This window comes from Pedobacter hiemivivus, assembly GCF_004331685.1.
Classification (GTDB): domain Bacteria; phylum Bacteroidota; class Bacteroidia; order Sphingobacteriales; family Sphingobacteriaceae; genus Pedobacter; species Pedobacter hiemivivus.
The window spans coordinates 131,014-147,562 of sequence record NZ_SJSM01000003.1 but is presented as its reverse complement, the minus strand read 5'-3'; the positions used below and the strand labels follow the sequence as shown (position 1 = coordinate 147,562).

At 38.7% G+C, this 16,549-nt stretch carries 15 protein-coding genes; 7 read left to right on the top strand and 8 right to left on the bottom strand.

Annotated features, from left to right (window positions below; translation table 11 throughout):
• The first annotated feature begins 17 nt into the window (after positions 1–17).
• Complete coding sequence (gene dapF / locus EZ444_RS06810) at positions 18–803, top strand: diaminopimelate epimerase (protein WP_131607979.1); 786 nt, start codon at positions 18–20, stop codon at positions 801–803.
• A gap of 16 nt (positions 804–819) precedes the next feature.
• Here the strand turns inward: dapF and EZ444_RS06805 are convergent, their stop codons facing one another.
• Positions 820–3,114: a helix-turn-helix domain-containing protein gene (locus EZ444_RS06805; protein WP_131607978.1), complete on the bottom strand. Its 2,295-nt coding sequence runs from the start codon at positions 3,112–3,114 to the stop codon at positions 820–822.
• A 23-nt stretch (positions 3,115–3,137) separates the two neighbouring features.
• On the bottom strand, positions 3,138–4,943 hold the full coding sequence (locus EZ444_RS06800; protein ID WP_131607977.1) for a DUF4153 domain-containing protein: 1,806 nt from the start codon (positions 4,941–4,943) through the stop codon (positions 3,138–3,140).
• 142 nt (positions 4,944–5,085) lie between these two features.
• Here EZ444_RS06800 and EZ444_RS06795 point away from each other — a divergent pair, with 142 nt between their 5' ends.
• Together EZ444_RS06795 and EZ444_RS06790 are read left to right on the top strand one after the other, a co-directional pair.
• A complete protein-coding gene (locus EZ444_RS06795; RefSeq protein ID WP_131607976.1) occupies positions 5,086–7,827 on the top strand; it encodes a TonB-dependent receptor in 2,742 nt (913 codons plus the stop codon).
• 13 nt (positions 7,828–7,840) lie between these two features.
• Positions 7,841–8,611: a GLPGLI family protein gene (locus EZ444_RS06790; protein WP_131607975.1), complete on the top strand. Its 771-nt coding sequence runs from the start codon at positions 7,841–7,843 to the stop codon at positions 8,609–8,611.
• On the opposite strand, the gene EZ444_RS06785 is transcribed toward EZ444_RS06790, so the two are convergent.
• From EZ444_RS06785 to EZ444_RS06770, 4 genes are all read right to left on the bottom strand, one after another.
• A complete protein-coding gene (locus EZ444_RS06785) occupies positions 8,608–9,303 on the bottom strand; it encodes a response regulator transcription factor (RefSeq protein ID WP_090781369.1) in 696 nt (231 codons plus the stop codon). The genes EZ444_RS06790 and EZ444_RS06785 overlap by 4 nt on opposite strands.
• A complete protein-coding gene (locus EZ444_RS06780) occupies positions 9,303–11,138 on the bottom strand; it encodes a sensor histidine kinase (protein WP_131607974.1) in 1,836 nt (611 codons plus the stop codon). The genes EZ444_RS06785 and EZ444_RS06780 overlap by 1 nt, the downstream gene beginning before the upstream one ends.
• Before the next feature lie 105 nt (positions 11,139–11,243).
• On the bottom strand, positions 11,244–11,411 hold the full coding sequence (locus tag EZ444_RS06775; RefSeq protein ID WP_205945221.1) for a hypothetical protein: 168 nt from the start codon (positions 11,409–11,411) through the stop codon (positions 11,244–11,246).
• Positions 11,412–11,703: 292 nt separating this feature from the next.
• Positions 11,704–12,072 carry a DUF3127 domain-containing protein gene (locus EZ444_RS06770; protein WP_131607973.1) on the bottom strand — a complete coding sequence of 123 codons (369 nt, stop codon included), beginning with the start codon at positions 12,070–12,072 and terminating at the stop codon, positions 11,704–11,706.
• Between the two features lie 72 nt (positions 12,073–12,144).
• Between EZ444_RS06770 and EZ444_RS06765 the strand changes: the two genes are divergently transcribed.
• Positions 12,145–13,332 carry a THUMP domain-containing class I SAM-dependent RNA methyltransferase gene (locus EZ444_RS06765; protein WP_131607972.1) on the top strand — a complete coding sequence of 396 codons (1,188 nt, stop codon included), beginning with the start codon at positions 12,145–12,147 and terminating at the stop codon, positions 13,330–13,332.
• A gap of 5 nt (positions 13,333–13,337) precedes the next feature.
• Here EZ444_RS06765 and EZ444_RS06760 read toward each other — a convergent pair whose 3' ends face one another.
• Both EZ444_RS06760 and EZ444_RS06755 read right to left on the bottom strand, forming a co-directional pair.
• Positions 13,338–13,505 carry a Txe/YoeB family addiction module toxin gene (locus tag EZ444_RS06760; protein WP_262711243.1) on the bottom strand — a complete coding sequence of 56 codons (168 nt, stop codon included), beginning with the start codon at positions 13,503–13,505 and terminating at the stop codon, positions 13,338–13,340.
• 84 nt (positions 13,506–13,589) lie between these two features.
• Entirely contained in the window at positions 13,590–13,808 is a 219-nt protein-coding gene (locus EZ444_RS06755; RefSeq protein WP_131607971.1) for a hypothetical protein, read from the bottom strand.
• Positions 13,809–14,069: 261 nt separating this feature from the next.
• Here EZ444_RS06755 and EZ444_RS06750 point away from each other — a divergent pair, with 261 nt between their 5' ends.
• From EZ444_RS06750 to EZ444_RS06740, 3 genes are all read left to right on the top strand, one after another.
• Positions 14,070–14,717 carry an HD domain-containing protein gene (locus EZ444_RS06750; protein WP_131607970.1) on the top strand — a complete coding sequence of 216 codons (648 nt, stop codon included), beginning with the start codon at positions 14,070–14,072 and terminating at the stop codon, positions 14,715–14,717.
• Positions 14,718–14,789: 72 nt separating this feature from the next.
• A complete protein-coding gene (locus tag EZ444_RS06745; RefSeq protein WP_131607969.1) occupies positions 14,790–15,815 on the top strand; it encodes a sensor histidine kinase in 1,026 nt (341 codons plus the stop codon).
• An 86-nt stretch (positions 15,816–15,901) separates the two neighbouring features.
• Positions 15,902–16,543: a DUF47 domain-containing protein gene (locus EZ444_RS06740; protein WP_205945220.1), complete on the top strand. Its 642-nt coding sequence runs from the start codon at positions 15,902–15,904 to the stop codon at positions 16,541–16,543.
• Positions 16,544–16,549: the final 6 nt, after the last annotated feature.

Sequence of the window (16,549 nt, the reverse complement as noted above, 5' to 3'; positions counted from 1 at the left end):
AGCAGTAAGCACTAAAAATGGACATTCAATTCTTCAAATACCAAGGCGCCGGGAACGATTTTATACTGATAGACCACAGGGTCAGCCCCTTACAAAACATCAGCTACGAACGCATAGAACAACTATGTGATCGCCGTTTTGGCATCGGTGCGGATGGGTTGATGTTCTTAACTACTCATGATGAATATGATTTCGAAATGCATTATTACAATGCAGATGGCAAACCTGGTAGTATGTGTGGCAACGGTGGAAGGTGCATCGTCGCATTCGCTAAACACCTCGGTATCATTGACCGAGATACTAACTTTTTGGCAGTAGATGGTCCCCATTATGCCAAAATTTCCGAAGAAGGCAACTGGGTAGACCTTCAAATGATAGACATAGACACCATTAATAGAGATGGAGATGCCTTTGTATTAAACACGGGATCACCACATTATGTAGCCCAAATGGAGAACCTCGAAGATTACGATGTTTTCCATAACGGCCAGGCCATTCGTAACAATGATACTTATAAAGAAAAAGGCATTAATGTTAATTTTGTAGAAGATAAAGGCGACTACCTTTTTGTACGCACTTTTGAGCGTGGCGTTGAGGATGAAACTTACGCCTGTGGTACTGGAGTTACTGCTGTAGCCCTATCTATGGCACAGCATAAAAATCTAAGCGGCCATATCAAAACACCTGTAAAAGTATTAGGTGGTGATTTAAGCATAGAATTCGACTATAATGGAAAGGAATTTACGCATGTATTTTTATGTGGACCGGCCGAAAAGGTATTTGAAGGGCAAGTAAGTATTTAAAAGCCCTTCAACCAACTTATTCCCTTTCTGCGAGGTGTGCGGCTACACCGATCTTAATTTCACCAAAAGAATAGTCCCTACCCAGTCGCTCCCTAATAGGGTTCATCTGTAAGGTTTTCAATTCAGTGATGGCCTCTAGTATTTTATTCAATTTTTTTGCTCCAATAATATCTTTGGCTGAGATCTCTTGCTTGGCCACGTAGTGCGCCAAATGTCCTTCAATAGTACCAACAACCATTTTTCGTTCCTCGGCAATCTCCTGAATTGTCTTACCTTCATTCAACAAGATCAAGGATAATTCTTTCGTATCAGCCTTAGGCTCCTTTTCCTTCATTGGCGCTTTAGTGGTCCCAGACTTAGTTGATTTCCCTTTTTTCTCTGTAAAATCAAGCTTACCCGGCATTGCAAACACGGTCTCCATCTGTGCAGCCCTTTCTGCCTGACTCAACAAGGCATTCACATCCTTCTTAGTAAACTCTTTCCCACTAATTGTAGCACTTAATAGCGCCGTAGCCTTGCGAATTTTTTTCACCTGCTCATAAAACAAGGCTTCCATTTCCAATAGCTCTGTTAAAAAGGCAACCACCTGCTTATCCTGTTTCACCAATTCCATCCGCTCAAATATCCTTATAGAAAAAGCCGAAAGTAGCGGATTAAAATAATTCTCTGCAGCAGTCGCTCTATCCAACAAGGTCTGCAAACCAGATTCAGACTTATCTTCGTACAGCCTTTTAATTTGCGATAAGAATTTATTGGCATTTGCTTTTACTTCACTCAGGTTCTTTAACAACTGAGCAGCCCACTTCACGTGCTTTTGCTTGGCTGATTTATTAATGTCTTTGGTATAAGAATGCACATGTTCATATACGTAATTATCCAGTGGAGTTAAATCAAAGCACTGCAACAGGTAGAATCTTAAAAACGTTTCTGTCTCTTGTTGAATCCTACTTTCCAATGTTGATGGATCCTGTTTATTCTTTGAGAAAAAAGTCACATTCTGATCCTGTCTGATACCTGTTCCCGAAATAAGCGAAGTTAATACCAATCCATCTAAAGATCTTAGCCTGGACAATGCTACATAAATTTGCCCCGGAGCAAAAGCGTTCCCAATATCAATTATTGCTTTATCAAAGGTTAAACCTTGACTTTTATGTACCGTGATGGCCCAGGCCAACTTCAATGGATATTGCGTAAAAGTACCAATCAGCTCTTCCTTTATTTCACCACTTACCTTATCGGTAGTATATCTGATGTTTTCCCATTTATATTTCTCCAGCACAATTTTTTCATTGTTGCCCTCCGTCTGCACTTCTATTCTATCCGTACTAAGGGCAATAACGGTCGCAATTTTACCATTGAAATAGCGCTGTTCACCACTAGGATCGTTTTTAATAAACATCACCTGCGCGCCTATTTTCAATTCAAGAATATGCTCTGCGGGGTACGAATACTCACTAAACTCGTTCTCAACCTTAGCCATGTACAGATAAGCAACATCCTTAAGTTCTTCCAGTCGTTGCTTGTTTAACGTATCAGCCTTGTTGTTGTGTGTAGTTAGTGTAATGTACTTCTCATTTAATGAAGGCATAAAATCAGCCTTATAATGCTTTTCCAGCAAAGCCAGATCTGCTGCTGTGACTTCATTATTCCTTAAATTATTAAGCAGATTGATGAACACATTGTCGGCCTGTCTGTATATCTTTTCCAGCTCGATATAAACTGGTGGCTCATGATATAAAGCATGCGCATCGAAAAAATAAGCACTTTTATAAAACTGTGCGAGCATCGTCCATTCGTTAGATTTTACTACTGGCGGCAACTGATGCAAATCTCCAATAAATAAAACCTGCACACCACCAAAACTAGCGGTATTGTTTCTTCTAACATACCGCAACACCATATCAATGGCATCCAATAGATCTGCACGAAGCATACTTACCTCGTCAATAATCAACAATTCCATATCCACCAACACCTTACGTTTGGCTGCAGTCATGTTTAAATGGCGAACAATAGATTTTGGGGTATTGTATTGCTGATTGTAATGATCGCCATCTGCAGCAGGCTGTTTAGGCAGATAAGCCCCAAAAGGAAGTTGGAACAAGGAATGAATGGTTACCCCGTTTGCATTGATGGCAGCAATCCCTGTAGGCGCGGCAATTACCGCTTTTTTATGTGTTAAGTCGATTAAACGTCTTAAAAAAGTAGTTTTACCCGTACCCGCCTTTCCGGTAAGGAAAATATGTTTGGAAGTATAATTTACAAACCTGGCGGCAAGCTCAGCAGGATTAGCAGTTTCTGAATTCAGCATACTGCAAATCTAGCAAGAATTGCCTACTTTACCTTAATTAGCAGGTAACCATTGTAACTTAACTGTCGATTTAATTCTTCGGAATCTTCGGTGTCAGAACTTGTATTAAGCGACATAATCACAAATTTTAACTCATAGTTATTTAAGTTCTGAGTTATTACAAGTGAATCTTGCGGCAAATAATAAGTATTACCGCCATTAGGTCTTTCTTTTAATTTACCTGTCTTAAATGCTTTAATGGCATCTAAGACCAATTTACGCAAATCCAATTCAACCGAGGGATCAGCTCCAATCTTCACTTTTAGATTCCCAACCGCTCTAACCCTTTCTACAACAACGGGCTGATTGTTAATCATTGAGGTACTTTGTTCTGTATAACTCTCAATCGGGATGACGTAATCATACCCCTTTACGCTCAGCATTGTCTCATCCAGAGGAACAAATCGAACGTTTTCCATATACCGGTGGCCTATTCTTTTTATATTGAGCAAAGCATAAGCCGTATCGGTTTTTTTGCTTTTAATACTATAACGAGATTGAGTAGTATCCCCTGCTTCAATCCTGGTCTCCAACGCTTCCAAATTCACTGTTGTGAAAGGCTGCAAAGTGCTTAAGCCGTGCCTGTCAACCAGATAATCTACCACATCAGCGCGTTGCCCCACATCCTTCTTACTATTAGAAGCCATCAGCCTTTTTAAACGAGCTACCTGCGAATATTTAGATACTGAAAAAGCACTTTGAGGCCCATAAGTAGCCAGCAAAGCCAATACACATAAGCTAACAGGAATGATTTTGATGTTCTGCTTTTTACTAATTAGGAAGTAAACCGTAATTAAGGTCAGCCATACGGCTAGTATAATCAGTATATATCGTGATTCCGTAATGCCATAATTCCCTACCCTTTTCCAAACAGCGAGCAGCAATAACACTACCAGTGGGATCATCATCACATAAAAGAACCTCGAAAAAAGCTTCATCCAGCCATTACCCTCCTTTTCCTTGATGGGATAGATGAGCAACAAAGACAGAATGCCAAATACGGCATATCCCAAAATCAGCGTGGATACCAAACCTTTTGGCAACTCCCAATTCACAATAATCTTAGCCTCATATACCAATAAAATAGCTAGATATATAGTCATTAAGGGGATTAGCACATACTGCGTGAATATTTTAAGGCCTTTAGGATAGCTCTCGTCTTTATCCAATTCTTCAAAATCATCAGGCACTCCTGATAGAAAAAAGATCGTCATAAATCCGGCGGTAACTATCGCAAATAAGCGCATATAGGTCCTCCAGCTAATATTTACATTAAATAAACCATCAATTGCAACAAGCGCGATAGCCAGTCCGGCAAAAAGCACGCCCGCATAAAGCGCAGAGGTAAGTATCCTTAAGAATAAAGTTTTATTGTATTGCCAAAAGCCATTAGCACTGCCATTTCTTATAAAAGGAGCAAAAGCAACCAGCAAATGAAAGCCGAATGCCAGCAAACCTATCCGGAAAACATCGGCCAGGTAAAAAGATGGTTTTAACACAAAATATAAGCCTGTACAGATCAATGCGGCACCTAATCGTAAAGTCCACTGCTTTACTGCCTGAAGCTTATTGGCCTCTGCGTAAAGATCTACAGCCAAAAGCAAGGTCAATGCAAGATTGCAAACCGAAAGAAATACCGTAAGCTGTTCTTCTGTATGTCTACTTACATCAACAAGATAACACCATGATATTGTAGCCGCTATAGCCACCAAAACCTGCAAAGGAAACCGAGAAACAACTTTGACAAAGCTGATCCATAAGGAATGTACTGAAGGTAATTTGAGTTTCATAGAAAGAATTTAATCGTGCGGATAAAAGTAACCAAATTTAGACTAAACTTTTTCGGGAAAAATCTTTAACAAACTTTAACATCGTGCGTCTTATATTCCTACGAATATAAGCTATAGCTTTATTCCCGACAAAACACTCATAATGAAACTGACTTATTTAACGCTTTTAATGGTGTTTAACACTATGCTTTTGTTTGCGCAAAAACCTTACGCCATTAAGGGATCTGTAAGGGATACCATGGCGACTTATAAACTGATCAATACAACCATCACCTTATTAAACCAGAAAGATTCTACACTTGTAAAATTTACGCGGGCAAATGCCGAGGGATCTTTTGCCATCAACGATCTGCGTTCCGGAAAATTTATTTTACTGGTTACTTATCCCGGCTATGCTGATTACGCCGAGAACTTCACACTAGACACGATTAATCAGGAGAAAGATTTCAATGACATCAATCTTATCCTACGATCAACACTGTTAGAGGGGGTAATCATTAAAGGGAATGCCGCAATAACCTTTAAAGGCGATACTACAGAATTTAATGCGGGCAGCTATAATATCCAACCCAACTCCAAGGTAGAGGACCTGTTAAAGCAGTTACCAGGCGTTCAAATAGATAAGGACGGAAGAATTACAGCACAAGGAGAAAAAGTAAATAAAGTTCTGGTTGATGGTGAAGAGTTTTTTGGTGACGATCCAACATTGGTGACCAAAAATTTGCGTGGAGACATGATAGATAAGGTCCAGCTCTATGATAAGAAAAGTGATCAGGCCGCTTTTACCGGAATAGATGATGGTGAAAAATCAAAAACCATCAACCTTAAATTAAAAGAGGATAAAAAGAATGGGTATTTCGGAAAGCTGAATGCTGGAATTGGCACAAAAGATTTTTATCAGAACCAGGCTACCGTGAATGTTTTTAAGGGCAAGCAAAAGTACGCAGCTTACGGAACTATAGGGAATACCAATGAATCTTTTGGCAACAATATCTCTATGGGCTCCGTTGAATTTTCAGAAGATGGAGGAATGATGATGAGTATGGAGGGTGGAGACGACTTTGATATGGGCGGCGGAGCGGGTGGAATCTCCATTAAAAGAAATGCAGGACTGCACTACGATAGCAAATGGAAAGACAAATATGGGATCAACACCAATTACAAGTTAGGTTCTGTTAGCTCTGAAGGAGAAAACAATAGTCTGAGCATAAATGCACTGCCTGGTCAAACCAACACCAGTAAATCTGACCAAAAATCCAGCAGTTTCTCTTTCAACCAGAAATTAGATGGCACATTGAGCATGCGTTTAGATTCCAGTTCAACACTAAAATTGACGGTTAGCGGATCGCTAAAAAACAACGATTCTACAGATGACTATGAGTCTTCGACCCAAAGAGAAGACAATAGTTTTTTAAATCGTGGGAAGAGAACAATCAACAATGAAAGTGATGAAAAGGGATTTAATGCCACTGCGTTTTGGGCAAAGAAATTAAAGAAAAAAGGTAGGACAGTTTCCGTAAACGTCAAACAATCCTTTAAAGAAACCACCGGCACGGGCTTTCTCAATTCTAAAAACGAATTCCTTAATATCCAAAACAAACCGGACAGTACTGTCTACATAGATCAATACAAGACAAGCGATATATTCAAATCATCGTTTAGCACCAATGCAACGTATACAGAACCTATTTCAAAAGCCCTTGCGCTTGTACTCAACTATGGCTTAAACCTAAATAACAGTAGCTCAAATAAAAAATCTTTCAATAAAGACATCATAGGGAATTACAATGATCTTGACGAAGAATACAGTAACAACTTTAAAATGACCCAATTGAGTAATAACGCCGGTCTAAATTTCAATTACAGAGCCGGAAAATCGATTGTAATCTTTGGCACGAGACTTAATGCAGTAAGGTTTAAACAAGTTGATTTGTATGAAGATACGACCTTGAAGAGGAGCTTCATCAACTGGAGTCCACAGGTAAACTACAGCTATAATTTTTCAAGAAGTACTTCCCTTCGGGTCAGTTACAATGGAAATACTTCACAACCTGGAATGGAACAAATTCAGCCTTACAGAGCAAATACAGATCCACTATATATTGTTTTGGGCAACCCGAACTTAAGTCCTTCCTTTAGCAACAGCTTTGGTATTTCATACAGTTCGTTTAAGATCCTGACTGAACAAGTGCTTATGGTGAATGGTAATTTCGGCTTTACATCCAGTGCGATTACCACCAATATTGTTACAGATAAAGCCGGCAAGACAACTGCTCAGGCTATAAACATGACCGGCAAAACACCCATAAATTTTAGCTTAAATGTATCTGCTGGCAGGAAAATAAAAGAAATAAATCTGAATATCGAGGCCCGTGCGGGTGGTAACTACAATTATAGCATATCCAATAATTCACTAAACACCTCAAAATCTTTCAATTATTCGGTAGGCCCTTCCATCAATAAATATACAGATAAGTATAGCATCCAATTAAGTTTGAGCCCGAGTTACAATACCTCCAGTACCTCACTAGTGGGCGTTAAGAACAACAATGATAGTTATGGTGCGAATGGAAATTTCGAGCTAATGGCTCGCTTACCAGGTAAAGTAGAGCTTCGTACAAACGGAGAATACCAATACACAGGTAAAAGTCAGGCTTTCAACGAATCGCTAAACCGACTGATATGGAATGCTTCTATCAATAAGAAATTCCTGAAAACGGAAAGCTTAAACCTTTCATTATCGGGAAAGGATTTGCTTAACCAAAATTCAGGCTTCAGCAGATCAGTTTATAACAATACGATCAATCAAAGTAATTCAACCACTATTCAACGTTATTTTATGCTTTCTCTGGCATGGGATTTCAATAAAATGGGTGGTGCATAAATAGAAAAATACAATGAAAACAAAGTTCATATTATTAGCAGGTCTGATTTTTACCGTACATCATCTATTTGCTCAAAATGTCAGATTTACAAACAGTGGAGTTATAGAATTCGAAAAGAGTATCAATCAACACGCTACGATTAAAAAGGCTATAGCTCGGTCAGGAGGCATGATGGGCGGTTCTTTTGACGATTTTAAAAAGTCTGTGCCTCAGTTTAAGCTACTCAAAAGTACCCTAAAGTTTTCAGGTAATAAGACTTTGTTTGCACCTGTTGTGGAAACAGACGATAACCGCGGAATGTTTGGCGGCTCCCCAGAATCAGAGCAATCCAATATTACCTATACAGACTTGTCTACAAATACATTTATAACAGAAAAGAAGTTTTTTGAAGAAACCTTCCTGGTAAAAGACAGCCCACGGAAAATCAACTGGAAACTGACCAGTGAAATGCGTGATATCGCAGGCTACGAATGTCGCAGGGCAAATGCCATCATTATGGATTCGGTATACGTTGTTGCCTTTTACACGGATAAAATCCCTGTTTCGGGGGGACCGGAATCATTTACAGGATTACCCGGAATGATTCTTGGTGTCGCGCTTCCGCATGATAATATAACATGGTTCGCTAAAACTGTTACTGACAAGCCCGTTCCTGTTACAGAAATAAAGCCTCCTAATAAAGGAAAACCTATGGACAATAAAAGCCTTTTAGAAACCATTAGCAGAGTATTGAACAGATGGGGCAGTGAAGCAAGCAGGATGATTAAACTTCTTTTAATCTAGTTTACCAGTAATTTGTAGCCTTTACCGTGCACATTAAGGATCTCCACTTTAGGGTCATCCCGCAAATACTTCCTCAATTTACTTAAAAAAACATCCATACTACGACCATTAAAATAATTATCATCATGCCAAATGCTCAACAAAGCTTCTTCACGGGTAAGTACGGCATTCTTTTTAAGACAAAGCAGACGCAACAATTCGGCTTCTTTAGTAGAAAGTTTTTGTTGAAACCCATTAAAATGGATTAGCTGGGTGGTATAATCAAAAGTATAATCACCTATTTGAAACTGTGTTTGCGCAGGTCCAGGATCAACTTGTTCCTTTACCGCAACGCGCTTCAACAAGGCATTTATACGCAGCAGCAACTCTTCAATCCTAAACGGCTTGGTAATGTAATCATCACCTCCAAGATCATAAGCAGAAGCTTTATCTTCCATCATGGCTTTAGCTGTGGCAAAAATTATAGGCACATCCTGATTGATCTTTCTAATCTCTTTACCTAATGTAAAGCCATCCTTTTTAGGCATCATTACATCCAGGATACAAAGGTCAAATTCTTGTTTACTAAACGCCCTCAAGCCCTCTTCTCCATCAGTACATAGTACTACATCAAATTTTCCTTTTAATTGAAGGTAGTCCTGCAAAAGCAATCCAAGATTGGGATCATCTTCTACCAATAAAATTCTTTTCATCAGTTGTGGTTTAGTGGTAAATTAATCTCAAATGTAGTCCCTTTATCCTTCTCACTAAGCACTTTTATGCTTCCGTTCATTTGTTCAACAATATCCTGTACGTAGTTAAGCCCGAGACCGAAGCCTTTCACGTCGTGCAAATTGCCTGTTGGCACCCTATAAAATTGATCAAAAATACGCTTGGTATGTTCCTTGGTCATACCTATACCTTGATCTGAGATCTCAATATTCAGTATTTTATCTGTGCTTCTCGTTGTTATCGTGATATCAGGGTCATTGGCGCTGTATTTATTGGCATTGTCGACCAGATTAAAGAACACGTTGGAAAGATGCAATTCATCCCCATACACCATCGAATGGCTGGCATTTAGGTTTAGCGTAACCTTTGCATTTTTCTTTTGCAGTTGCAAACTCATGCTATCCACCACAGCCGAAATCAGGTCATGGATATTAACTTCCTTATGCTCTAACTTTAGCTCTTTCTTTTCCAGTCTGGCAATACTCAACACACGCTCTATATGATTGCCCAACCGCACATTCTCATCGTAAATAATACCAGCGAGCCTGCTAATTCTGCTTTTATCTGCTACTACCTCTGGATCTTTCAGTGCCTCACTGGCAATCATAATGGTAGCCACGGGGGTTTTAAACTCGTGGGTCATATTATTAATGAAGTCGGTCTTCATTTCAGAAATTTTCTTTTGCTTCAATATCGCGTAAATGGTATAGGCAAAAATAAAGATCAGTACCAGCAACAAACCCGCAGAAGAGGCCATAGTAGCCCACATATTACTAAGGATTAAAGAATTTTTGTTGGGAAAATATAAGTACAGCATCCCCGGATCACGAAAGATCTCATTACTAAATAAGGTGGTTCGGTAAGTATTTTCGGGCAATATATCTGTTTGAGCATTAGAAACTTTCTGATAAAGTACGGAGTCCTTATTCGCCAGTTTTAACCAGAAATCGTAGTTTAAACTCACATTCCGATCTTGCAATTCCTTTTTAATCAAGGTATCCAAAGCATCTATAGACACCCTTTGGTTAATAGGGACATACACCTGACGCATTTCTTTAGCTACATCTTCCAGATAGTTTAAATTGGTTCCCTCCAAAGCCACCGTATCCTGCATCAACTCTTTTAGCCCCTCCAGATACCGTTGAACTGCCGTTTTATCCTCTATACTAAACTTAAGCGCGAGCTCAGGTGTCACTCTTTCCAGCGTTACTGTTATCGGATTAAGATTTTGAGGATTGTAAGCGAGGTACCTGATACTGTCTGCCAAATGATCAGGGGCTAACGTAAATGTGGAGGATCTTTTAGACACAACAGTTTGATTGACATTCCCACGCACATTACCAAAGGCATCCACACCAAAATCAACCTGAACCTGCAGGGAAGTCTTCCCTTTGTTATTTACATTCGAAATTTCCTGATATACCTCTTCACTAATCAGCTCTGGCTTCAAGAAAGTAACCCGAACAATACTGTCGCGCATATTCAGGTCAGTAATCACTTTCCTTTGCTGTTCGCGTTTTCTCCGGATTTCCTGCTCCTTAAACTGTTCTTTAAAATCAATTATTCGCTGTGCCTTATTCCGAAAATCACGTTCCCGGTCTTTTCTTACTTCGTAATCTTTTTTAGTAATATGAACCGCAGCATAACGCCTTTGCACCTTATTGACCACAGCATTTAAAGCTTGCTGTACATCCTGTTCAAAAAGTTGTGATTTTAGATTATAGGCCTCCCTGATGTAATACAATTGCATTACAAACACCCCTAGCAAAGCTACGGTCATTAGTCCGGTAATTAGCCAAAGGCTCCTTTTCTTCATTATAGATTTAATCAAAAATAAAGAAGCATTCACATAAAACGCCTTATTTAACAAATTTTAACACGGCATTGACGGCATTAGCACCACATCAAGGAGTAATTAATGCTAATTCAAAAGCTTATTTCTAGCAATCTCAATGGCTTTGTGAAGCTTCTGCTGCAACAGCTCTGGCGAAGGCAAGGCCGTTAAATATTCTGCTACTTTAATTCCAGCCTTATCCAATTGCAATAGTTCAATTTGTTCCTTATTACCTTCTGCACAAAGTAATCTCACTGTTTACAACAACCACTACATTATTCCTACTGGTTTCAATTAATTGTCTAACGTCCGCGGTAATCGGCAGCGCTATTTCACCTTTCATATCCATAAATTTTACTGATAAGACCTTTAATCATTTACCAGTAACTTATGCAATTGAAAATAAACCTCCACAAGAATAGACAACTAAATTATTGATTTACAACATCTTGAATAAAACTCCAGAATACTGTGAAAAATCTAGGTCAAAAAAAATGCCGGAAGGTATTTCCGGCATAATTGTACATTTGTTTACTTAAAAAAGCTCTTAAAAAGGAAGATCATCTTCCTCGCCCGGTGCGCTGTTTAAATCAGCTGGTGGAGCATATGCTGGAGTAGATGCGGCGGCTGCACCTGGTGTTAATGCATTGATACGCCATACTACCAAACTGTTAAAATAAGATGTTTTTCCGGCTTTATCAGTCCAGGGACGACCGCGTAGATTGAATGAAACTTCGATATCATCACCTTGTTTCAAGCTATCAAATAAAGCTGTTTTATCTTGTAAAGCCTCAAACCTGATGTATTCAGGATAAGTAGGGTTTTCTGCATATTCTATAATCAGGTCTCTTTTCTTAAAAGTCTCGCTCACCTGTTGTAATGCACCGATTTCATGCACTTTTCCTTTTATTTCCATAACAAATACTCGTTTATTCTACTACAAAGTTCAAATCTCTATATTTTTATTGATAACTTCGCACAATAAATTATGCAAGTTTTCCACACAAAAAGTAAGGTTATTATAACCTGCAATAAGCGCCTTTCTCCTTATTTATTAGGGGAGGTTAAAGACCTGGGTTATGAAATCGTAAGAGATTTCCCTACAGGCGTAGAATTAAATATCACCCTGTCTGAATGTATTAAGCTAAACCTTAATCTAAGGTGTGCAAGCCAGATTTTATACTGTTTGAAGAGCTTTAAGGCTAATAATCCAGAAGAATTATATCGCGAGATGGTAGATATGCCATGGGAAGAATTGATCGATTTTTCAGGTTATTTCTCCGTGACTTCAAATGTGGATAACCCAACTATTACCACTCCACTTTTTGCCAACTTAAAGGTAAAAGATGCAATAGTTGATAGGATTAAAGAGAAAAAAGGTATCCGCCCAAATTCGGGTTCTGATGCCAATAAAGCTGTAGTACATCTATACTGGAAAGACAGTGAAGCTGACATATTTATCGATACTTCTGGCGAAACCTTAGCTAAACATGGCTACAGGAAGATCCCAGGAAAAGCACCTATGCTTGAAGCATTGGCTGCAGCTGTAGTATTGAGTACTAAATGGGATCAAAAAACACCATTTGTAAATCCAATGTGTGGTTCCGGAACATTGGCTATTGAGGCTGCCTTAATTGCTACCAACCGTCGCCCGGGATTATTCCGTATGAATTATGGCTTCATGCACATTATGGGCTATGATGAGCAACTGTTTTTTAACGAACGCAGAATATTAAAAGATCAAGTGATCAAAAACGTTGATCTACAAATCATCGCTACGGATTTATCGGACGATGCAGTTGATATCAGTCGCAAAAATGCCAAAACTGCCGGTGTAGATACACTAATCACTTTTGAAGTATGCGATTTCGCAGATACTCAGGTGCCTGAAGGTGGCAAAGGTGTTGTTGTATTTAACCCTGAGTATGGCGAGCGACTAGGTGTTCACTCTAAATTAGAGGCTACCTACAAACGCATGGGTGATTTTATGAAGCAATATTGCAAAGGTTATTCTGGATATATATTTACTGGAAACCCTGATCTCGCTAAAAAGATTGGACTTAAAGCTGACCGCAAAGTAGAATTTTATAACGGAAAGCTGGATTGCCGAATGCTAGAATACGAATTGTATGATGGCAGCAGAAGACCTGATGACGAAAGACCGGTTAAACCATAACCTTATCAATCATAATGAAATCGTAGAGCAAAAACGGTAATCGTATTTTGCTCTACTTTATAAATCAATCGGTGTTCTTTGTTGATCCTTCTAGACCACCACCCACTCCAACTATATTTTAACGCTTCAGGCTTCCCTGTTCCAGAATATGGTGCAATTTCAATGGCTGACAATAAGTCCCTGATTTTCTTAAGAATACCTATATCCCCCGCTTTTCTTCCAATATTCCAAATCAGCAAGCGCAGAAGGCATGAAGATTATTTCCATATATCATCAAGACGCACCTTAGTCCCTTTGCCTTTTCGCTCTTCATTTTTTGCAGCATCAAGATGTTTCACCATAGCTTTGCTAGATGAGATCAATTCAGTATCGTCATTAGTTGATTCTACTTTATAAGTCAAACCCAAAGCATCCAAAAAAGTCTTGACCTCCTTTTCGGTTTTTTTGTCCTTGATTTTAACAGTTAAAGTGTTCATAGTAACAAAATTACTAATATTTATTCTATTTCTTTTCAAAGACCTCCCTACTGGCCGAACAAAAACATTCCTCATAATTAAACTCGCTTAATTAAAAACTAGTACCAATTGTAATTTACGCAAAGGCATACACACGCTCCACATTTTGAGAAAATTCTTTTCAAAAAGACAAACAATTTAACGAGAACATAAAAAACCTATAATCATTATTCGCAAGTCATCTCTTTCGCGCGAATCAATATCTTTGTAAAAAACACAATCATGAAGCAAATCATAGAAAAAACCATACAATTTGTTAAACAAACTCTAGCGAATGCCGAGGCCGGTCACGACTGGTTTCATATAGAACGCGTTTATAAAAACGCAGTAGGTATTAATGCTACTGAAAAAGCTGATGAGTTAATTGTTGCACTTGCAGCGCTACTCCATGATATTGCAGATGCTAAATTTAACAATGGCGATGAAGAAATTGGACCAAGAATAGCTGGCGACTTTTTAACTTCGCTTAGCCTCGAGCCTTCCATTATTGAGCACGTACAGCAAATCATCAGAAACTTAAGTTACAAAGCCAGTTTAGGCGAAGTCACTTTTAAATCTATTGAGCTGGACGTGGTTCAGGATGCAGACAGACTAGATGCCATTGGTGCCATCGGAATTGCCCGTGCTTTTACTTATGGAGGGTATAAAAACAGAATTTTATATGATCCTGAAATAAAACCAGAGCTCAACATGAGCAAGGAAGCCTATAAAAACTCAAATGGCCCAACCATAAATCATTTCTACGAAAAACTGCTATTACTGAAAGACCTGATGAAGACCGCCGCAGGTAAAAAGATTGCCCAAAAACGCCATGATTTCATGCTAATTTACCTGGAGCAATTTTATAATGAGTGCGAAGGAAAAATTTAACACACAATTTTAAATATATCTTGTAAATTGCTCTCAGTCTAAGCACGTGCTCTTACTGTAAATTTATTAGGGATGAAATTAAGTATATTGGTGTTAATTACTGCTTTCGCAGTGGGCCTTTCTATAGGTTTGGTTAATTTCTATTTTCAAAAGGACTTATATTATATGCTGGTTTCCTTTGCGGTAACTTTCATTACCAGCTTTGCTGTCTTTTATTATCTGATCGAGAAATACATTTACTCGAAAATAGTGCTGATCTATAAAATGATCCACAATTTGAAGTTAGGTAAAGATTTAAAAGACGCTTTAGGTGAATATGTAAGCTCCGACCCTATCAACGATGTGGAGCAGGAAGTAAAAGAATGGGCTGGTGCCAAGAAAAGAGAGATTGAGGTCCTGAAAAAACAAGAACAGTTTAGAAGAGAATTCTTATCCAACGTATCTCACGAATTTAAAACTCCGTTATTTGCCATACAAGGCTATATAGAAACACTAAAGGACTGCTTAGTAGACGACCCAGAAACAGCTGTTAAGTTTCTAGGCAAAGCCGAAAAGAACGTTGAGCGGTTAAGTTATCTGATCGACGATCTGGATTCTATCTCGAAACTTGAAACCGGTGAGATCCCTATTAATTACGAGCGATTCGACTTTGTACCGCTCGCCAGAGAAGTGATGGAAGGGCTGGAAGACACCGCAAAGAAAAGACACATCACGCTATCTTTTAAAGACAAATATACGCACCCTGCTTATGTTAAGGCTGACCGTGAAAAAATCAGGCAAGTACTGATCAATCTCATCCACAATTCCTTAAAATACGGTAGAGAACATGGCAATACTGCAATAAAAATCTTTGAATTGCATGACCAGTACCTAATTGAGGTAACAGATGATGGAATTGGTATTGATGAAAAACACCTCGCACGTTTGTTCGAACGTTTCTACAGAATAGATTCTCACAGATCAAGAGAAGAAGGCGGTACAGGGCTTGGATTAGCCATTGTAAAGCATATTTTAGAGGCTCACGAGCAAATCATATCCGTAAGAAGTACCTTGCAAATTGGAACAACCTTTGCCTTTACACTTGAAAAGATTGGTTAACAGCTGCTTCTATTTTAAAAAATATGTTAACACTTAACACTAACTTAACATTGCACTCATACTTTTGCATCATATTTTAAATTAATATGAATAGCATTTTTAAGTTCTTTACCCCGAAAGACAAGAAATTCCAACCCCTATTTGAGCAGGCAGGAAGCAACGTATTAAAAATTTCTCAGGCCCTTTTGCTTGCATTGAGCGCAACAGACCTGGAGAAAAGAAAAGAATACATTAAGGAGGTAGAACGTCTGGAACATGTTGGTGACGACATTACCCATTCAATTTTTCTTGAATTAAGTAAAAACTTTATCACTCCTTTCGACAGAGAGGATATTCACGCACTAGCTAGTGCTGTTGATGATATTGCAGATTATATTCACGCTTCGGCAAGCAATATAGAATTATATAACGTAACTCACATTGGTGATGCAATGATCAAACTTGCAGAACTTTTAGTGGAAATGTGTACCGATTTGGACAAAGCAATTAAAGAATTAAGAAGCTTTAAAAACATTCGTGTTATTGCTGATGCCTGCGTACGTATCAACAGCGGTGAAAACCAGGCTGACTACGTTTGTAACCTTGCTATTGCCCGTTTGTTTGAATTCGAGACTAACGCCATCGAACTAATTAAACAAAAAGAAGTACTGCAGACTTTAGAATTGGCTACAGACAAATGTGAAGATGCAGCAAACGTGCTGGAATCTATTTTGGTAAAGAACGCTTAAAAAAAA